Origin of the sequence: Anaerovorax sp. IOR16 (assembly GCF_017168145.1) — a bacterium.
Lineage (GTDB): Bacteria > Bacillota > Clostridia > Peptostreptococcales > Anaerovoracaceae > IOR16.
Genome location: NZ_JADQTL010000003.1, coordinates 16,734 through 38,068, shown reverse-complemented (window position 1 = coordinate 38,068; position 21,335 = coordinate 16,734). Strand labels below are relative to the sequence as shown.

The window sequence follows — 21,335 nt, the reverse complement described above, 5'->3', positions numbered from 1 at the left end:
AGTTTATATTTACATTAGCTTCTAGAAATCAAACAATATCTACGTTTATATTTACATCATCTTCTATAGTGCATTGTTCAGCTTTATACTCTTTTAGCCATCTAAACGTCCCCACATACATAAATATTAATATAAATACAAATGGGATAGCAGTAAGTATAGATATCATTTTTATTACGTTAAAGTTTGCTTCAACGAACATGATTGATAATGGTAATAAGGTAAGTATAAAGCACCAAAATACTCTAAGCCATTTGCTTGGATCCCCATTTTCATCAAGTTTTAGCGTTGTAGTCTGTGCCAAAGATAAAGAAGCAGTATCTAGTGAAGATGCTACAAATCCTACAATCATAACCATTACAACAATAGGTATGATTTTGGTTCCTCCTGGTAACATTTCATATAGTTGATATATAGCGTCCTGACCTGCACCTTTATTTACAAGCCCTACTACGTCAACAAAACCTTCCATATTGGCATGTATTGCAAAGCTACCATTTACTCCAAATAGTACCCATACACCACACCTTATCCCAAGTAGCGTAGCCCATGTAACCTGCCTGATAGTCCTTCCTTTTGAGATTTTTGCAATAAATATACCCATAAAGGCTGTATAGTTTAAGTAAAATGCAATAAAGTAAATTGTCCACCAATCAGGGAATTTACCACCAGCAATCGGATCTGTAAATAAGCTCATACGCATAAAATTTGTAACCATCCAACCAAGACTATTCGTAATGTTATCCATTATGAATACGGTCGGCCCCATAATAAACAAATACGCTAACAAAGCTAGGCAAATTATAGTTGAGGTATTACTAACTGTTTGCATACCTTTTTTGGTACCTATAAATGAAGTGATTGTAAACACAATAGCTATCGTTAGCAAAATTCCAACTTTAACAGAAAATGTAAGTTCAATCCCAGCCGCTTGAGTTAACCCTCCTCCTGCTAATGGAACTGCTAAACCAAGTGTAGAGCCCAATCCTCCTACGATTCCTATAATTACTATGAAGTCTATAATTTTTCCAAAGGTCTTCTTTTTCTTTTCCTCAACTCTATCCCCCAGCATAGCATTGCATACTGTACTAACTTGGAATAAAGGTACTTTTTTTATGTATACTGCAAAAGCAATTGCAATTCCTATAATTACATATAGTGACTGCATCCCTATACCCCAGTGGAAGAATGCATAAGATAAAGAAGTATCTAATGCTAAAAATGAACTAGCCTCCATATCTAACCCAGGGCCACTATAGTAACTTGCCCATTCTGTAAAGGACCAATATATTGCTGCCGATGCTAGAGAGGCTAAAGTCATCATTGAAATATAACTAAACATAGAATATTCAGGATTGCCTTCTCCTAATTTTATATTTCCATATTTGCCAAATCCTAAGTAAATAGCAATACCAAATGTTATAAGTGTAAACCATAACATTAATGGTCCAAATACTTCGATTACTCTGTCGAAAATACTCTGTATACCGTTTAATGTTGCATCTGGTTCAATAACCATTAAAATTACTAGAATTACTTGTATTCCTACACCTGCTATAATTAATCCTAAATCATAGCTGCGATTTCTACCGTTATTAATATTGGTACTATTTATTTCGTCATTCATTTCATATCCTTTCTGCTTTGAAGGAAAGCATAATAATATATTTTTAAAATTAACTTGTTAAATATATTGAATATTTTGTCCAACGTTAATTACGTAAATAAATAGCCACGATTAATATTAAATGCATTAAATTACATTATTTATTTTCTAAAAATCTTTGTGCTCGCTCGCAACATTCAGATGCATCTTCTGTATAAGCATCAGCACCGATTTTTTCCGCCCATCTTTGTGTAACTGGCGCTCCACCAATCATAGTTTTATACTTATCTCTGATCCCTCTGGATTTCAGCTCATTTTCAATTTCCTGCTGAACAGTCATTGTCGTTGTAAGAAGCGCGCTTGTTCCAATGATATCAGCCCCAACTTCTTCGGCCTTATCAATAATCACGGATGCAGGAACTTCTCTGCCAAGATCGTACACGTCAAAACCACATGTTTTAAGGAGCGATACACAAATTCCTTTACCGATATCATGTACATCTCCCTCAACTGTGGCCATAACAATCTTACCCTTCTGAGTAACCGTTTCTCCACTTTCTAACAGTTCTGTTTCAACTCTTTCTGTAACAGCCTTCATAACTTCGGTAGCAAAGATTAATTCCGGTAAGAATATTTCACCTCTTCCAAACTGATCTCCCAGTTCATTCATACCCTTACTGAATCCTTCTTTCAACATTTCCACGGCACTAATGCCAGCCTCAGCAGCTTTATCCATTGATTCCATGGCTGAATCTTCATCTGCTTCAACAATCGAATCAAAAGCTAACTTCATTAATTCTTCTTTACACATAAAAACCTCCCTTAAGTGACCTTTCTTTTTAAAATAACGAACATGTAGTATTACTTGCTATACATTGCAAATCCTGTGCCACGCTCTACTGTTTTTAGAATATTTAGAATATTGCAAATTTCATTAAATATACAAAAAAGTTATTATTATTAAGGTTACCATACCAACAGCTTCTGGAACTTTCTCTACCAAAAATCATATATAATATCGTGTAAATTCCGTAATTGGTTACTTTACATGGCTAATTCTTAAACCAATAAATAAAACTGAGAGTAAGGAATAACCTTACTCTCAGTTTTGTTTATTTTATTTAATTTTAATAATATTTCTTAAAATTCGACATAAAGTAACAATTAATTATTTTTTTATAAAAACATCAAAAGTTTAATCATCAATTTCGTTTCTTTTAATTTTAATTTATAATAATGAATTTTCTCATTATTATAATGACAAAATTCATTATTTTTAAAATTTAATATTTCTGCTATTCATCCTCATCATCTTCGTCTTGCTGCTGTGCAATGATTTCTGCAAGGTATTCCATATTCAATAATCTATGTTCTTCCTTTTCTGAACCAGAAATATTTCCACTTTCCAACTTAGCAGCCAAATCATTTAATCTATCTCGTTTTTCTTTCTCCATTGTATTTTCTCCTTCTCCTACAATTGTATTAATAATCACTTAAAACAAAATTTACTCTACTTTAGTTTACCTTCTCCATGTTTATGTAAAAGCTTTACAACCGTAGACTGATCAATTTGCAAAGCTTCTGCCATCTTATATGTTGATTTATAAATCTGATATGCTCTTGTAAGTAACTGTTTTTCGACCTCATACTTTGCAGCCTTTAATGGCATCAAATTAATACACACGACATTTTCTTTTTGAGCTGGTAATTCACCAGTGCTATATATTACCCTCTGTATTTCTTCTTTTATAATAGTATCACTTTCAGAAAGAATAAAGGCTCGCTCTAATACATGTTCCATTTCTCTTACATTTCCAGGCCAATCATATAAATAAAGTCCTTCCAAATATCCCTTTTCATATTTTTTATGACAGCGATATTTTTGAATTAAATTTAGATAGAAAATGTTTAGATAATACTTCAATATCACCAAGTCGCTCTCTTAAAGGTGGTATATTTATCGGAATTACATTTAATCTATAATACAAATCTTTTCTAAACTTTCCCTCTGCACACATTTTTTTTAAATTTCTATTAGTTGCTGCCACTACTCTAGTATTTACATATAAAACCTCAGTCCCACCTACCCTGGTATAGTTGCCATCTTGCAATAAATCCAAAAGCTTAACTTGCATTGTCAAAGGCAATTCTCCTATTTCATCTAAGAATAATATTCCCCCTTCTGCCAACTCTACTTTGCCTATTTTACCAGTTCTTTCAGCACCTGTGAAAGCACCTCTTTCATATCCAAAGAGTTCAGATTCAATAAGATTCTCTGGAATTATTCCACAGTTTATTTTCACCAATGGTCTGTCTTTTCGATCACTAAACCTATGTAAAGTTCTTACGATTACTTCTTTACCAACCCCAGTTTCTCCACAAACTAAAACTGCAACATCTAATGGTGCTATTTTTATTATATCTGCGACGATTTTTTCCATTATAGAGTCTTTTATAATAAATCCTACTGATTCAAGAATATCATTCCTGAGCTGTTGAATTTCCTCCTTGTTTTTTTCAATGATCTCTTCCTGCACCTCGACCTTATTTACTAATTCATTAATGGACTTTACATCTTTTGATGTCGTTACTATCATAATGATTTCTTCTTGATGATTATCAAAAATAGGAACACCCGTAGCAATTAAAGTTCTCCCATCTTTCAATTTCTGAAGCAGATCTACCTGCTTCCTAGTTTTTATTACTTCCATTGTGCAGCTTTTTGAAAAATACCCTTCTTCCTCTAAGGTTTTTACATGCTTTCCTATTATTTTATCCACAGGAAGTCCAATTCTTTGAGAAGAAGCTGGATTAACAAATAAAACACGCCCTTCACCATCAGTTACGAATATTTCTTCGCCTAATGCCTCAGCCATTATTTTATAAAATGTATTATCAAATTTGCGCCTGCTATTATTATCTACTTTTCTTTCTATATCTTTTTCAATCTTCATTAATCATCCTACTTTCCTGTAATGAATTCTTTCATTACATGTTACATTAAAGAATTATTAACTTATTACTATAGCGCAAATTACTTTCTATCTCTTTATCAGCTCCTTTAATTTCATTTTGATAATCCTTCGTTTTATGTTTATATTATTTTTAGTATTTGCCTTATTAATAAGGGGCACACGCCAAACTCTTTGCCTATTATGTTGTAAAAATATTTCGTCACTCAACATAGAAGGATCAGCACTATTAATCTTGGCTATTTCCAAATTGTCTATTAAAACATCCCGATAAAAAAATTTGCCACACAGATTATAAGCTAGATCCTTAGAAAATTTATCGTTCAGAATTATATCAATTCCTTTTTTCCCTAAGCACATAGCCTCTGACCCTTGTAGCATTTCTTTTATAACTTTTATTTTATTTTTTTCCATATTCTTCACCATCTCTTCCCGTTTTATAAAAATCAATAACAAGTAATAAAATGGTAAGGACCATAATTAATCCTATTTAATTAAAGATTTTACTGTGATAGTAGACTGTTTAGATAAACTGCATAGCTTTTAAATATCGTTCTTGAAAATTATTGCAAGATGCCAATTCTATATGCTTCACGTCATCTGATATGTTTACTGATAGATTCTCATCTTCTTCACTAACAAGTACCATACAAGTTCCCGAACCGGCAGTATTTCCGACTAAGTGTATTTTACTTAATTGTACAGAAGGTATTAATCCTATCGCAATTGCACTTTCCTTATCAATGAAATTTCCAAATGCGCCTGCTATCATAACCTTTTTTATATTATCTAACTTTTCACCTAATTCTTCAAGCATAATTTGAATGCCTGCTGAAATCGCTCCCTTTGCAAGCTGTACTTCTCTCACATCCTTCTGCGTGATTACTACATCTTCCTTGCCTTCTTTAAACACTAAAACAAATTCTCGATTGCCTTCCTCATCATTTCTTAATCGATACCCCAAATTACTTTCCGGATGCTTTTTTAAATATTCTTCTGCCGATGCAAGTCTTCCTTTTTTATTAATCAACTGCACTTTTAACATTTGAGCAACTGCATCAATTAGACCAAACCCACAAATTCCAACAGGCTCACACCCATCAATTGTCTTAAAGAAAACATCATCCTCACGAATTTCTATCCTTTCTATTGCACCGGATGCAGCTCTCATTCCATCTTTAATAGAAGCCCCCTCAAATGCCGGGCCTGCAGCTGTGGAACAAGTTAGAGTCATACTATCTTTAGTCAAAACAATTTCACCATTTGTTCCAATATCTATAAACAAAGTTAATTCTTTTTTGTTTAAAAGCCTAGAAGCTATAATCCCCGCATTAATATCTCCTCCAACATGCCCTGCAATATTAGGAATTAAAAACACCTTAGCAGAGGGATCAATTTTTAGCCTTGCTTCTTCACCTGACATAATGACTTCACCTTTATATGCCGGAATGAAAGGTGCTAAAGCAAGTGACATAGGATCATATCCAGCAAAAATATGAGACATTGTCGTATTTCCACAAACAGCTGCTTTTACTATCTGCGAGCTATCTATGGAATGATTCTTACACAATGTATCCAATATTTGATTTAAACAATCAATTACTTTATTGCGTAACTCCTCAATCTTATCCTCTTTCCCACCACAATATGTAATCCTGGAAATCACATCAGAACCATATGCATTTTGTGGATTTGTTTTTGCCATAGTTCCAACCTGCTCTCCTTTTACTAAATCCCATAGTACGCCTACTACTGTAGTCGTTCCGATGTCAAAGGCAATTCCAAACCCATTATTTCCTTTATTAGGAACAAAATCTTCTGGGAAAGTTAAAAGCTTTGTCTTTCTTTCATTCGCCTTTTGCATCATATTTGCGCCTTTACATCGTCCACAGTTTGCACATATACCAGTGCATCTAAAATTTTTATTCATCCTGTTCCTCTTTAAACTTCCTATATCTACATATATTTCATTCACTAAATATGTAATATCCCTTTTCCATACTTCTCGATTGCACAAGTAATGACACTCATCATCTTAAATCCAATCGCAGAGATCACAACCATTTCCACGCCCTCTACCGCTTCATGCCAGGGACTGATATTTATATTTTTACCAACTGTACTAATTTCCATAGTACCTTTATCTGTATCTGCAAAACCTTTTATCCTAAAAGTGTCCGTAACAATTTCGTTCAAAAATTGAACTAGACTCTCGATTGATATTTTACTGTCACTTTTTATTGTAAATGTAAAAGGTCTGGTCTCATACGTATTACTGCTTTCCCTATTCTTTTCGGCATTGCCGCAATATCGTTTAAAACAGTCCATTAATTGATCTATCTCTACTTTACAGTATGACGTAATGAATTTTTCCGCACATGGATTTATATCAGAAATCTTTTGAATGACATGATTTAGAGAGGTTTCATCAATTAAATCAGCTTTGTTTATTATTACACCGCTACAAAACTCAATCTGCGATTCAATTGCAGGAAGTAAATCAAATAATTCTATAAAACGTTCTCCATCGATAACACAAATAGAACCTTTATAATCGTATTCATTATGTGTTTTATGTTTTATACCATTTAAAATATCAGATATATTTGACGGATCCGCCAAACCAGATGCTTCTATGAATATGTATTCCAAATCCTTTGTTGACATCTCAATAAGACTATTTACAAATTTATCTTTAATACATGCACAAAAGATAGAACCATTTGATAGCTCTGCCATGTCGATTCCATCACGCTTAATTAAAGTTGAATCTATGTTTATGCTACCAAATTCATTTACAATGACTCCTACTTTCTTATCTTTATAGGCAGTTAAAACTTCTTGCATTAATGTTGTTTTACCGGCACCTAAAAATCCAGTCAGCAAGATCAGATTTATCATTCCAAATATGCCTCCTTATATTCTTTTGCCGTAGCAATTTCCAAACCTAATTTTTCTAAAATATGAGCAGCTTCTTTAATGGTCCTGCCACCTTCATCAACATCCATTCGATTCTGAGCTACACCCATTAACCCTGACTTAGGAGGAATGATGGAGGTGATTAAATTGGCTCCTGCATTTATTCTGTCTTCAAGTCCTGCTATGCCATCTATATCGAGTGATGCTGGTATAAGTGCGTTCGGATAACAAAGTCTCATAACAGCGATTATCTTTAATTCTTTAAGTCTATCTGGGGTGTCAATATCTTTCATTGGGCTTCCTTCTTGAGGTACAAAACTCATAACCCTGACTTGCATTGCACCTATGCGTCCCATTTCTAAAATTGAATCTGCTATATCTTCTACGCTTTCACCTACACCTGCAAGGAGTCCTTCCTCGATAAGCATTCCCTTTTCTTTTGCATAAAGTTTAGCTTGCATTCTTTCATCATAGCTTTGATGCAATCTAAGTTTCGCAAACAATTCTCTATTATGAGTTTCCTGATAAAGAGCAAACCATTCAATTCCAACATCAGATAATTTATCAATTATTTTATTACTTATAACACCCGGAGAAATCATAATAGGCAAATCCGTTTTCTCTTTAATTTGTGACGCAATGGATAGCACTGTCTTAAAATCTTCATTATGATATGCTATATCCTCACCCATAGTTAAATCGATCAAATTTACCCCAGAATCTGCTAAAGACTGAGCAATCGCTATAACTTCATTTGGATTTTTTCGATATCTTTCTATCATATTTGACTTTCTGTAATAACAAAAAGCACAATCATTTCTACAATAGGTAGAAAAATATACAAATCCATAGGCAAAAATCTTTTTCCCAAAATGATTGGTTCTTACTTCTTGTGCAGATTTAAACAGTAAAGCTAGTTCTTCAACCTTTTTAATATTTAACAGCTTAATAATTTCGCCCTTATCCAGTAACTGTCCATCCTTAGCCTTAGCAATTATTTCTATGATGCTTTTATTATTCATTTACGTCACACTCCTTGCCTATTTACTAAAAACATATTCTATAATATTTTAGCATTCTTCATTTGCATTTGAATGTTTCTCATCTTTATCATTCAATCAAATTAATTAATTATAGAGGGAAGGAATTTATATTTTTCCCTCCATAATTAATTCGTATTGTTTTTACTGCTTACTTTTTTGAATATTCTCTGACCGTATTAACAAGTTCTTCCCTACTAGGTATGATTGAAATCCATTTAAGATCTCCATTAATACACATAGAAGGTAAGTTCTTAATTCCCATCTTTCTTGTTCTTGCAATGTCTTCTTTAATAAAGTATTTATAAATACGATATTCAGCAATATCTTTAATTTCATCATAAGCATCGAGAACACTGTTCTGCATATAGGTACAAGCTGCACACTGATCCGGGTCAATCAAAAACAATTCTATAATTACTTTTTCTGAATTCGCATAGTCAGGAATTTCTATATCAATATCATCAACAACTGCTTCATAATTTTTAATTAATTCCCTTGAGCTTTCTGGATTTTTTACCGCTTGCGCACAAGCAATTGTATTTTCCATAGGTGTTGCATACGGCATATCACAACCTGGGCTTATAATGAGATTTTTATGATCCACGCTGTCAAGAATTTCAATGACGCTCTTAATGTTATCCTCTTGTGTACCATGTAACATCGTAGTTGTAAGCGGAATATTTCCACCCATAGTAATATTATACTGATCTGTTGTCACCTTGGCGGCTGCAAGATCGACGTTCTCATCAACGGAAACGCCGTCTGGTCCCATCTTACACATCGACTCAATTTGCTTTGTTGCATTTCCGCAGACAAAGAAGCTTGAGAATACGTTTCTACTTCTTATATAATCAAATACACCAGTAAATGATTCGGCTAACAGCTTTTCTATATGTTTTGGTGAAACCTGGCTGACAAGAGGATCCACTACAGCAATTACGTCCATACCTGCATCAATGTATAGTTCAGACATTTTGCAAGCAACCATGCCACAAAATGACATTAATTCCTTGACATATTTTGTATCTTTTATCATATCCATAAAGATATCACTTCCCCTTAAATGAGAAGCTAATGTAAAAGGTCCGCAAATCAGCCCATAAAGAGCAACTTCATCACCAATTGCAGCTTTTGTCTTTCTCATAGCATCTAAAATCATAGGAATTCTGCCTGATTCAGCTGTAGGCATCTTACAGGAACATGGTAGTGTTTTTTCACCTGCAAGAGGATGGCTCTTAACGGATGGAGGATTATCTTTCGCCCATAACAAATCGCATCCTAATATCTCTGCTTCAATCTGAAGATCAAATACAATAGGAAGTCCATCCGGCATATACAATTTATTTACTTCCTTAAGGGATTCAACAATTTTATCAGCATCCTTTAACATTTCTTCTGCCGTAAAACCTTTTAATTGTCCTGCATGAACACCAGCAAACGGTACCCAAGGAACTTCACTCATTTCTTCATGACGTAATGCTTTGAAAATTAACTCTTTACTCATATAATTCCCTCCTGTAAATTTTTTCGTTCAAATGATTTCACACTGGTCTTTTATAAAAAAGGAGAGTCCCAATCTGATAAACTGACTCTCCTTTTTCACTTTTACGTAAAAGTAATAAAATCTAGGTATCATCCAATCGTGAATCATGAATAACCAAATCCGATTCAATGCTAAGCAACGAGTTTAATAAATAGAGTATAAAGCTACGCGAAGAAAAAAATTGCTATAAATACTTCCACTATGAAACATTCCGTGTTTAACATTGAAAAGTCGAGCATACTCCGGTTGTTTCTTTCTAAGATAGGCAGGAGAAATTCGAAAGAACGCATAAGCCAAAACTATATTCGTAAAGGTATCATGTTTTTGATGGATTCTACCATATAAGAAACCGTTCCAACTAATTAAAAATTGATCGTATCCTAGTCTAGAACGGATCTTAATAAGTTCATAGTGGGCGGCTTTATTGCCGCCCCATATTATTTAATTTTATTTAATGCCTGCAATGTCTTTTACTAGACCTTTCTTTCCTTCGATGTTACCCTGTCTTGCAATCATAATTCTCTGAGCCTGTGGGGATCCTGCTCCATGCATAGATTCCGTACGATAACCAACTGCAGAAGAACCAAGACAAATGTTTTCTAAGAAACGAAGTACTCTCATTCTATCTTCTGTTGGAACATCTGCTCTTCCTGCAAAGTATTTATTGCAGATTTCTCCAATCGTTTCTCCTTCTTTGCCAACAACCACATCCGATTTAAAATCCTTTTCTGATGGCATTGTTACCATTAATCCACCTGCAATATCCTCAGCTAATCTTACAATTTCATATGGGAAACGTGTTACATTCTGTTTACATACGTTCGCAAGCAGTAAGTCAATTTGGTAATTTCCTGCTTTTGTTGGACATCCTTCACAAGAGCAAGCCATTCCGCAAGCATATAAAGTCTCATTTAAATGCGTCATTTCAATCAGCTTATCCTTAATATGAGAAGCTTTATTGGCACCGTTATATTCAGAAGCAAGGGCTGCTGCTCCAATTACAACATCACCAACACCAACCTTACAGCCGCCATAGCTTTGTCTATGGTATCCTGCAAATCGCTCTACCATCATTCCTGCAAACTCGTACTCTTCACAAAGGAAGATTCGATCGTTCGGAATAAACACATTATCAAACACTACCAATGCTTCCTGACCGCCAAACTTCTGGTTTCCAAGATCAACATCTGCATTCTCTTCCAGCTTTCTTGTATCACAAGATTGTCTGCCATAAATCATATAAAGTCCTTCTGCATCCGATGGAATTGCAAACGATACTGCATATGCCTTATCTGCTTCTTTCATAGCCATAGTCGGCATGATTAAATGTTCATGAGAGTTAATGGATCCGGTCTGATGTGCCTTTGCTCCTTTTACCACAATTCCATCTTCTCTTTTTTCTACAATATGTACAAATACATCAGGATCAGACTGCTGACTCGGAGAGAGTCCTCTATCACCCTTCGGGTCAGTCATAGCACCATCTACAACTAAATCATTTTCTTGAATATAGGTTAGATACTTTACAAAATTGTCATGGTAATGTGTTCCATATTTTTCATCGGTTTCAAACGTTGTGGAAAATACTGAATTAAATGCATCCATTCCTACGCATCGCTGGAAACAAGACGCAGTTTTCTGCCCTAAAAGACGCAGCATCTTAACTTTTTTTCTTAAGTCATCTGTACTCTGATGAAGATGACCAAATCGATTAATCTTCTTTCCTGTAATGTTTGAAGTAGCTGTCATTAAATCTTCATACTGCGGATCATGTGCCAGCTCATAAGTCATTGCTACACAATTGATCGAAGGACGAATCATCGGATGATCCACCCAATTATCAACTTTTTCACCAAACATATAAACTCTTGTGTTTAATTTTCTTAAACTCTCAATATACTGAGCTCCTGTCATAAGTGCCATAACGTTCCTCCTTAATTCTCTTAAAAATAATCAGCTTATTAATATAAATTATTAAAAATCTCTCTAATTTCTTCTTTACTAAGCGGTACATAATTGTTTGCTAAAAGTCTTTGCTGATTCGCAATGGTGCTTTCTGTAAATTCATCAATTTGTGCTTCGACCATTCCGTACTCCCTCAAAGGTTTCTTTGCAATTAACTTATTCAAGAATTCTTCTAGTGCACCGAATACATCATCTTTCGCATCGCATCCTAAAACATTTGCAAAGATTTCTTTTGCCTGCACTATTTTTCCATTTGGATTCTTTCTGTCATACATTTTGAAAACTTCAGTAAAGAATTGATAATTTGCTTCTCCATGTGGTACATGGAATGTTCCTCCAATACTGTAGGAAAGAGCATGCACTGCAGCGCATCCTGCATTCCCAAATGCAATTCCAGCATAATTCGCTGCTAAAACAAATGTTTTTAAATCATCTAATCTAGCTTCAGGTCCATTTGCTATAATCTTTTTATATCCTTCCATAATCATCTCAATTGCTTTTAAGGAATACATTTCTGTAAATGGAGATGCTTTTGGAGACAGATAAGATTCAATTGCGTGAATCAAAGCATCGATGGAACTAGTAACGAAAAACTTATATGGAAGTCCCTTCACGGTCTCTGGAATCAATACAGCACAATCTCCATATGTTTTCTCGACTGCAATTCCTTTTTTCGTATGCTTTGACTTAAGCTCAGCAATTGCAACATTTGTTACTTCGCTTCCCGTTCCACAAGTTGTAGGAACTAAAATGAGTTCCTTTTTCTTTACTGGTAATACAGTTCCTTCAAATAAATCAATGGAATGCTCTGGAACATCCAATGCTAAAATCTTACAAATGTCTACAATGGTTCCTCCACCAAATGCAATGATTCGATCAAAGTTAAATTTTTTCATTTCCTTTGTCATAGCATCAATCATTTCATCCGATGGTTCACCTGTTCCGAATTTTTCCTGAAAGATCAAATTGGTTTCGATGCCCAGTGGTTTCATAAACGGCTCGTAAATGAACTCATTGGTTACCACCAAATCGTTCTTTCCGATTTTGAATTCATCATTGAACTCTTTAAAAGTGTCGAAATAGAACACCTTTGGTACAACTCTTAAAGCCAGCATATAGTTCCCTCTCTTCCTTTTTTAAAAAGTCTTTGCAATGGCATAAAATTTTTCATGAAATCTCTTTTCAAATTCAGCCTGCAATTCATCTCTTGCGCTTTCATGAGATATGCTAATTAAGCTTTTTGCGCGTTCTCTTAAGGATTTTCCTTTCAACGCTGCAATGCCGCATTCTGTAACAACATAATCAATATCATTTCTTGAAGTGGTAACCGCAGCTCCATGATCTAGGAATGGAACAATCTTGGAAATAATCGTTCCGTCCTTTTTCTGGGTATAAGAAGCCATCGCAATGATGGATTTCCCATCCTCTGCCATAGATGCGCCACGAATAAAGTCTACCTGACCACCCACTCCGGAAAATTGTTTCAAACCAATACTTTCCGATGCAACCTGCCCCATTAGATCTACCTGGATTGCAGAGTTTACACAAACCATTTTGTTTTGCTTCATAATTACAGCAGGATGGTTGACATAATCAACCGGTCTGACCTCTATTTCCGGGTTGTTATGTGCAAAATCGTAAAGCTTACGACTCCCCATTAGAAAGGTAACTACCATTTTCCCTTGATCAAAGTTCTTGTATTTGCCATTAATGATTCCTTTTTCATAGAGAGCTAAGGTGCCGTCAGAGATCATTTCAGAATGTATGCCTAAATTCTTTCTGTCTCCGAGCAGTTGAATCACAGCATCAGGGATTCCGCCAATTCCAAGCTGTAACGTAGAACCGTCCTCAATGAGTGAGACACAGTTTGCTCCGATGGCCTCCTCCAATGCTCCGATTTGAGTTGGCTTAGATTCGTAAACCGGTGTAGATGCTTCCACGATATAATCAAATTCAGAAACATGAACTTTCTCTCCATACGTTCTCGGAAATTGGTCATTCACCTGAACTATAACAATTTTTGCAGACTTTATTGCTTGATATGTATAATCTACAGAGGTCCCCAAACTGCAATATCCATCTTCATCCGGCGGAGTAACTTGTGCCATTACAACATCACATTTGATTTTTCCCTCACGTAATAATAGAGGTATTTCATGAAAAAACGCAGGTGTAAAATCTGCTCGCCCTTCAACAATAGCGTTTCTGGTATTCGCGCTTACAAACAAAGGATTTGCTCGAAAATGCTTTTCCATCCCTGGTGCAGCATATCCCCCACTTCCTAGGCTGACCATGTGCTTTACTTCAACATCTTTATACTGTTCAGCATTTGCAACCATAGCTTCAACCAAAACATGAGGTTCTCCCACACAATGTGCCAAGACCACTGCACTGCCATCCTCGATATGGCGAACCGCTTCTTCTGCCGTACACAATCGGCTTTTATACTGTTCCTGCCAACTCATATGTTCCTCCTATTTCATGCAAGCCTTGATTGCATTTTCATAAATTTCCAATCCTGCATCCAACTGTTCGTCAGTGATAACAAGTGGTGCTAAGAAACGAATTACATTATTATAGGTTCCTGCACTTTCTAATAAAAGACCATGCTGTACTGCCTCCGCTACAATTGCACTTACAATTTGTGGGTTTGGTTCTTTTGATGCCTTATCCTTTACAAACTCAATGCCCATCATACAGCCAACGCCTCTTACATCACCAACGACGTTGTATTTTTCCTGCCAAGTCTTCCAAACCTTCATAACCTTTTCGGAAATCCTTAATGCTTTACCAGGAAAATCTTCCTTTTCCATAATTTCAATTACTTGAAGTGCAGCCGCACAAGCCATTGCATTTCCACAATAAGTTCCGCCAATTGTACCAGCCGGTGCTGCGTCCATGATTTCTGTTCTAGCCGTTACAGCACTTAGAGGTGCACCGCCTGCGATGGATTTTGCACAAGTCATAATGTCCGGTGCACATCCAGCTTCCTTCCAGTATTCCGAAGCAAACATTCTACCGGATCTGCCAAAACCAGTTTGAACTTCATCCGCTACTAGAAGAATTCCTTTTTCATCACAAATCTTACGAACTGCTTTTACCCATTCAATCGGAGCTGGTACGAATCCGCCTTCACCCTGAATTGGTTCTAATACAATTGCTGCAACAGATTCTGCCGGAGAAGCTTCAATAAATGCGTCTTCTACCTTTTTAACATAGTAATCAACGGCCTCTTTTTCACTCATATTACCAGGAGCTCTATAAAGATATGGGAATTCTGTTCTGTAAACGCCATCCGGGAATGGCCCCATTCCAACTGCATAAGCTTTTTTAGCTGTCATTGCCATTGTCATAGTTGTTCTTCCGTGGAATGCACCTGTGAATACAATGATGTTTGGTCTTCCGGTATAGCCTTTTGCTATTTTTACAGCATTTTCATCAGCCTCTGCTCCACTGTTTACGAACATTGTTTTTTTCGTATCACCTTTTACAGGAACAATTTTATTTAATTTTTCTGCAAGTGTGATATAACCTTCATGCGTTGTAATATTCATCATTGCATGGAAAAATTTCTCAGACTGCGCTTTGACTGCATCAATCAACTTAGGATTGCTGTATCCTATATTTAGAACACCAACACCGCCAATCCAATCAAGGAACGTATTTCCATCAACATCCTCAAACATTGCACCCTCTCCTCTTGCAATAACACAAGGGTATCCGCATTTGATTGCATTCGGAACAGCCTTGGCTCTTCTTGCAATGATCTCGGATGCTTTTGGACCAGGCAATGTGGTTACAACTTTAGGTAAAGCATTTTTCAACATGGTTTGTACCTCCTAAAAAAAGTGCTACACTTAACTAGTGGGTTATTAAAAAATCACTAGTATTTAAAATGATTTATACTATGCCTTTTTATAACGCAAATAATATGCCATATTATTTAGAGTCATTGAAACAAATATAAAATAAGCCTCAAAACCCATGTGATTTCAATAAAAAAATAATTATCATTCCTGTTTGTAAAATCCAAAATGATAAATTATTGTTAATTTTTTTTAAAAAAAGCACTGAAAATTATTAAAAAACTAATAATCTTATTTATTTTCTAATAATTTATTAAAAAAGGCCGATATACTATATAAGAGAATCTTTTGCAACGCTTTACTTGTTTCTGTTATAATAAGCGTAATAAGCAAAAATAAATTGTAATTTTAATGATATAGAGATTAAATAAAAAGAAGAGAGGGATAGAATGCAAAAATATGTAGTACGACAACCAATCAAGGATTTAAATCAACAAATCTTTGGCTACGAAGTGGTATTTCAAGATGATACCGGAGGTTTATCCAATCAAACACAAGATCGTAATGCAGCCGATTTGATTGCTGATTTTTTATTACAAAATGGAAATAAAATTTTTGAAAATAAAATTGCATTTATAACCTTTACACCAAATCTTTTGTTTCGAAACGTCCCAAAAATTTTTAAGCAAAATCAATTGGTCATTCAAATTGATGATAATGTTATTATCCATCCTTTAGCACAGAACATCATCCATCGCTATAAAAAACAAAATTATAAAATTGCAGTAAATGATTTTCAATTTGCACCTCGTTATTTTTCAATCATGGATATCATTGATTACATTCGACTGGATTTTCGAAATATAGAATCGAATTTAACTTCCTTCCGAAACATTGTACGAACTGCAAAAGGATTTCAAAAGAAATGCATTGCTTATGGTGTAAATACAAAAAAAGCTTATGATCTTGCAGTTGAACTAGAAGTGGATTATATGCAAGGCTCTTATATCGCAGAAGACGTTTCAAAGAAGGTTAATCGCATCGAATATCTTCAAGGTAACTTCTTTCAACTTGTTGTCGAATTAACGAAAGATGAACCAGATTTGCATTTGGTAGAAGAACTCATTGCAAGAGACGTAAGCTTGACCTTCTCTTTATTAAAAATGGTAAATTCAGCCTATTTTGCACTGCGTCATAAAGTAACCTCTATTATGCAGTCTTTGGTTATTTTAGGTCTCGGTCAACTAAAACAATGGGTATATCTTTTAAGTTTCAAACAAGATGATGATAATTTACCGGAAGATTTGGTTAAAGTATCACTATTACGTGCAAACTTCTGCTCCGAGTTACTTCCTCATGCCAGCGACATGCCGATATCAAAATCGGAAGCTTACCTAATGGGTATGTTTTCTACGTTAGGTCTATTGATGGATGCTCCTTTGGAAGAAGTGCTTGATGAACTTTACATTGCAGATGAAGTAAAAAATGCCTTACTAAAAGGTGAGGGCCGTTGTGGTCAACTATATGAACTGGTACTTAGTTATGAAAAAGCAGACTGGAAAAAGATTAGCGAGTTAGCTGATACTTTGGAAATTCCGAAAAACATTATGTCTCAAGTCTACTTTGAATGCGTAGAAACAGTAAATAATATTTGGAACAACCTAATGCTTTCTTACCATGGAGAAGAAAATATTCCGGCGCAGCCGTCTGAAAGTATCCTGTCAAAAAATGCACATCTCAGTGAAGATGGAATTGTTGACCAAGAAGCAGAGACAATTCCAATGCAACAGGAAGAAAACAAGGACGCACTGCCGCAAGAAGAACCGTCCTTGTCAAATGAAGAAAAAGAACCTGCACAAGAAACAGCTCAATCAAGTGATGGTGGTTTCATGCCTGATTCCTTCTGGGAAGATTTTTAATTCAATCATCTTTTAAAAAATTATAAAAAGCCTCAAACCAAATACTTTTCAAGCAAGGTTTTGAGGCTTTTTTAATGAAAATAAAAACTAGTTTGTTTCATACGCTGAGGTTAAAAAATCAATGGTATCATCACTCAACATGGTTTCGCTATTTATTAATAAAACAATTTTATTCTGTAATTTTCCAATTCCGGATAAATTCGTATGAGCATCACTTCTTTCACTAGAAAGCTGTGGCGGTTTCGAAATTTGCTCCTCATCAATTTTTACGACTTCATCCACTTCATCTACGATAAAACCAATTAAACTCTCCTTAATATTCGTTACAACAATGCACGTACGCTCATTATACTTCATTTCCGGCTTATTAAAACGAAGGCGTACATCAATCACTGGAATGATAGATCCTCGTAAATTAATAATTCCTTTCGCATAATGTGGAAATTCAGGTATTGATGTAATCTCCTGCATTCCAACAATCTGCACGACATCTGCGATTGGGATTCCAAAAAGTTGACCGTCTGTCCAAAACGTCAAATATTTTCCATTCATTTCTGAAATGTCAGTCATGTTTTCTATCGTCAATTGATCCATCTTATTTTCTTCCATAATACAATCGCCCTCCATGTTTATTCTTAATCAAAAAAGTATATACAATAATTATATACTAATCGTTATTGTTTGTCATATATTACATTCTAAATTTTCAGCCAACTTTTCATTATGCTTTATTAAGATCATAATAAAGGCCTTTTTTTCTCAATAACTCTTCATGTGTTCCACTTTCTACAATCCCCTGATCCGAAAGCACTAAAATAACAGAGGCATTACGTATTGTCGATAAACGATGAGCAATGGTGAAAGTCGTCCGGCCCTTTGCTAACTTTTCTAGCGAATTCTGCACAATTCGTTCACTCTCATTGTCTAATGCCGATGTAGCTTCGTCTAAAATAAGGATTGGAGGATTTTTCAAGAAAACTCTGGCGATACTGATTCTTTGTTTTTGCCCTCCGGATAGCTTCACGCCCCGCTCACCAACATACGTATCATAACCATTCTCTAAATGTTCGATAAACTCATGTGCACCCGCCATCTTAGCAGCTTGCATAATTTCTTCATAGGTCGCCCCAGGTTTACCATATTCAATGTTATTGTAAATGGTTCCCGAAAAAAGATAAACATCCTGCTGCACAATCCCAATTTGAGAACGTAGAGATTGTAAGGTAACCTTCTTAATATCCATCCCATCTACTAAAATACGACCTGAAGTCACTTCATAAAATCTTGGAATGAGGTTGCATAATGTACTCTTCCCTCCACCTGACGGTCCGACAAGTGCCACATTTTCACCTGGCTTTACATGAAGATTGATATTGGAAAGTACACTTTTCTCTCCTTCTGCATAGCGAAAGCTTACGCGGTCAAACTTAATTTCTCCCTTTATGTCTTCCAGAGGTAATGCATCCACGGAATCTTTGATTTCTACAGGAACATCCATTATTTCAACGAAACGTTCAATCCCAGTCATACCTCTCTGAAATTGCTCGGTAAATTCAACAATACGCCGAATAGAAGCAAGCAGCATTGTTACATATAACAAATATGAAATCAAATCCGGTGCGGTAATTTTTCCGTTTATCATAAACAGAGCACCAACTACCACAACCATGATGTACATAATACCATCAAAAAATCTGGTCGTACTTTGAAATCCAGCCATATATCGGTATACTTCTTTTTTAATTTTTAAAAACCCACCATTTCCCTCTTCAAATTTTCTTTCTTCCATTCCCTCGTTTGTAAAAGATTTCACCACGCGAACACCAAGTAGGCTGTCTTCCACTTGTGCATTCAGCTCTCCAATCTGGTTTCTGGATTTTTTAAACGCTCTACGCATTCGCTTATTAAAGTACATGGAGCAATAAAGCATAATTGGAATTACAGCAAAAATGATAATAGTGAGGGCTACATTCATGGTGCAAAGAATACTGAAAGCAACGCTAACCTTCAATGCTGCAATAAAATATTCCTCCGGACAATGATGCGCAAACTCTGTAATGTCGAATAAATCGCTGGTGATTCTTGCCATAAGCTGTCCGATTTTCGTATTATCATAATAAGAATAGGATAGTTCCTGTAAATGTGAAAACAAATCTCTTCGCATATCTGTCTCAATTTTTGCACCCATCATATGACCGATATTCGCCATATAATAATTTGCTATCATATCTATAAACCTTAAAATGAAATACACCGCACCCAGTGATAAAATAACCTGCACAGTCAAAGCATCCATGTCATTCATGCCTTTATCCGTAATGTATCTTACAATCAACGGCAGCACAAGTTCACAAACTGTCGTAAGTGATGCGCAAAATAAATCTAAAAACAAAACAGCTTTGTACTTTTTAAAATAAGGTGCAAAGCGAAAAAGCAAATGCTTATTCTCTTTCATAATAACTCCTCTTGTTTGTTACAATAATATTTTATTTATCCGGCTGACGAAGTTTATCTGCCAGTTCACTAATTTTCTTCAAGCGATGATTGATACCGGATTTTTTCAATGGCGGCTTCATCATTTCGGCTAATTCATTCAAAGAAGCTTCCGGATTTTCTAAGCGAAGTTGGGCCACCGTAAAGAGCTTTTCCGGTAAAAAGCTTAGTCCTTTGGTATTTTGAATCAATTCAATATCTGAAATCTGTTTTGAAGCTGCATTTACAGTTTTATCTAAATTCGCACTTTCACAATTTACGATTCGATTGGTCTTATTACGCATTTCCTTTACGATTCGGATGTTTTCAAAATCCAATAACTGCGAATGGGCTCCCAATATATTTAAAAAATCAGTAATTTGTTCACTTTCTTTTAGATAAACAATATAACTCTTTTTTCTTAATACTACCTTTGCATGCAGACCAAATCCATTGATTAATTTTTTTACATCGTTTGCTAAAACTTCACTGTTGCAAACAATTTCCATATGATATCCTTTTTCCGGATTGCTAATAGTGCCTGCTCCTAAAAATACGCCTCTTAAATACGCTTTTTTACAGCACCTTTTTTTTATTAAATCTGAATAAATACCATTACTGATATAATTACAGCCTTCCTTTACTAAAAGAATGCCGGTTTCCCTTAATATTTGCTCTGCATTTTTATCCGAACCGATCGTTAATTCATAGGAGTGTCCTCTTTTTAGGATTGCCGCCTCAGAAACTGCCAAATCTGCTCTTGCCCCAAAATAGTTTTTCAAAAGTTTTATAAACAGTCGAGCTACAGCAGCATTTTCTGTCGTTAATTTCACATCCATCTTTCCGCCTCCGGAAAGCTTTATAGTCCCACACATTCTAAGAAATCCTGCAATTTCTGCAAGCATACAGCATTTCTTTTCCACCTCAATGCGCGCTAACTCATTTTTTGTGTTTGATGAAAAAGACATCCTTGCACCCCCTTAGTGATAAAATTTTATACTTCTTTTTCACTTGCTTCATTGTATCAAAAAAAGCGGTCGGGGCAAAGAGCACCTTCCGCTTTTTTATCGATGCGTTTTAAATCTTTTGT

General features: G+C 35.3%; 18 protein-coding genes. 1 reads left to right on the top strand and 17 read right to left on the bottom strand.

All coding sequences use genetic code 11. The features are described from left to right. Positions 1-28: 28 nt before the first annotated feature. The 14 genes from I2490_RS01385 to I2490_RS01320 form a co-directional block, all read right to left on the bottom strand. On the bottom strand, positions 29-1,627 hold the full coding sequence (locus tag I2490_RS01385) for a BCCT family transporter (protein WP_206457999.1): 1,599 nt from the start codon (positions 1,625-1,627) through the stop codon (positions 29-31). 136 nt (positions 1,628-1,763) lie between these two features. Further along, a complete protein-coding gene (locus I2490_RS01380) occupies positions 1,764-2,417 on the bottom strand; it encodes a cobalamin B12-binding domain-containing protein (RefSeq protein WP_206457998.1) in 654 nt (217 codons plus the stop codon). 484 nt (positions 2,418-2,901) lie between these two features. After that, the gene (locus I2490_RS01375; RefSeq protein ID WP_206457997.1) at positions 2,902-3,060 is read right to left on the bottom strand and encodes a hypothetical protein; all 159 of its coding nucleotides are present in this window, start codon (positions 3,058-3,060) and stop codon (positions 2,902-2,904) included. Positions 3,061-3,116: 56 nt separating this feature from the next. Then, on the bottom strand, positions 3,117-3,536 hold the full coding sequence (locus I2490_RS01370; RefSeq protein ID WP_442859720.1) for a hypothetical protein: 420 nt from the start codon (positions 3,534-3,536) through the stop codon (positions 3,117-3,119). Then, positions 3,472-4,560, bottom strand: a complete 1,089-nt coding sequence (locus tag I2490_RS01365; protein ID WP_206457995.1) for a sigma-54 interaction domain-containing protein — start codon at positions 4,558-4,560, stop codon at positions 3,472-3,474. The genes I2490_RS01370 and I2490_RS01365 overlap by 65 nt, the downstream gene beginning before the upstream one ends. 87 nt (positions 4,561-4,647) lie before the next feature. Next, positions 4,648-4,992, bottom strand: a complete 345-nt coding sequence (locus tag I2490_RS01360) for a hypothetical protein (protein ID WP_206457994.1) — start codon at positions 4,990-4,992, stop codon at positions 4,648-4,650. Positions 4,993-5,101: 109 nt separating this feature from the next. After that, entirely contained in the window at positions 5,102-6,508 is a 1,407-nt protein-coding gene (locus I2490_RS01355) for an ASKHA domain-containing protein (RefSeq protein WP_206457993.1), read from the bottom strand. Between the two features lie 44 nt (positions 6,509-6,552). Further along, complete coding sequence (locus I2490_RS01350) at positions 6,553-7,479, bottom strand: CobW family GTP-binding protein (protein WP_206457992.1); 927 nt, start codon at positions 7,477-7,479, stop codon at positions 6,553-6,555. Next, the gene (gene pylB, locus I2490_RS01345) at positions 7,476-8,519 is read right to left on the bottom strand and encodes a methylornithine synthase PylB (RefSeq protein WP_206457991.1); all 1,044 of its coding nucleotides are present in this window, start codon (positions 8,517-8,519) and stop codon (positions 7,476-7,478) included. Before pylB ends, I2490_RS01350 begins: the two co-directional genes overlap by 4 nt. 169 nt (positions 8,520-8,688) lie before the next feature. Continuing rightward, positions 8,689-10,044 carry a uroporphyrinogen decarboxylase family protein gene (locus I2490_RS01340; protein WP_206457990.1) on the bottom strand — a complete coding sequence of 452 codons (1,356 nt, stop codon included), beginning with the start codon at positions 10,042-10,044 and terminating at the stop codon, positions 8,689-8,691. A gap of 486 nt (positions 10,045-10,530) precedes the next feature. Continuing rightward, positions 10,531-12,006, bottom strand: a complete 1,476-nt coding sequence (locus I2490_RS01335) for a 4-hydroxyphenylacetate 3-hydroxylase family protein (RefSeq protein WP_206457989.1) — start codon at positions 12,004-12,006, stop codon at positions 10,531-10,533. A 38-nt stretch (positions 12,007-12,044) separates the two neighbouring features. After that, complete coding sequence (locus tag I2490_RS01330; protein WP_206457988.1) at positions 12,045-13,163, bottom strand: 4-hydroxybutyrate dehydrogenase; 1,119 nt, start codon at positions 13,161-13,163, stop codon at positions 12,045-12,047. A gap of 21 nt (positions 13,164-13,184) precedes the next feature. Continuing rightward, complete coding sequence (locus I2490_RS01325) at positions 13,185-14,513, bottom strand: acetyl-CoA hydrolase/transferase family protein (RefSeq protein WP_206457987.1); 1,329 nt, start codon at positions 14,511-14,513, stop codon at positions 13,185-13,187. Between the two features lie 9 nt (positions 14,514-14,522). Further along, on the bottom strand, positions 14,523-15,875 hold the full coding sequence (locus I2490_RS01320) for an aspartate aminotransferase family protein (protein WP_206457986.1): 1,353 nt from the start codon (positions 15,873-15,875) through the stop codon (positions 14,523-14,525). A gap of 428 nt (positions 15,876-16,303) precedes the next feature. Between I2490_RS01320 and I2490_RS01315 the strand changes: the two genes are divergently transcribed. Next, a complete protein-coding gene (locus tag I2490_RS01315; RefSeq protein ID WP_206457985.1) occupies positions 16,304-17,773 on the top strand; it encodes an EAL and HDOD domain-containing protein in 1,470 nt (489 codons plus the stop codon). Positions 17,774-17,860: 87 nt separating this feature from the next. Here I2490_RS01315 and I2490_RS01310 read toward each other — a convergent pair whose 3' ends face one another. The 3 genes from I2490_RS01310 to whiA all read right to left on the bottom strand — a co-directional run bounded on the left by I2490_RS01310 (position 17,861) and on the right by whiA (position 21,213). Then, positions 17,861-18,382 (bottom strand): chemotaxis protein CheW, encoded by a 522-nt coding sequence (locus tag I2490_RS01310; RefSeq protein WP_245157043.1) that lies wholly within the window; start codon positions 18,380-18,382, stop codon positions 17,861-17,863. Positions 18,383-18,494: 112 nt separating this feature from the next. After that, positions 18,495-20,228 (bottom strand): ABC transporter ATP-binding protein, encoded by a 1,734-nt coding sequence (locus tag I2490_RS01305; protein WP_206457984.1) that lies wholly within the window; start codon positions 20,226-20,228, stop codon positions 18,495-18,497. Positions 20,229-20,259: 31 nt separating this feature from the next. Further along, positions 20,260-21,213: a DNA-binding protein WhiA gene (whiA, locus tag I2490_RS01300; protein WP_206457983.1), complete on the bottom strand. Its 954-nt coding sequence runs from the start codon at positions 21,211-21,213 to the stop codon at positions 20,260-20,262. Positions 21,214-21,335 lie beyond the last annotated feature (122 nt).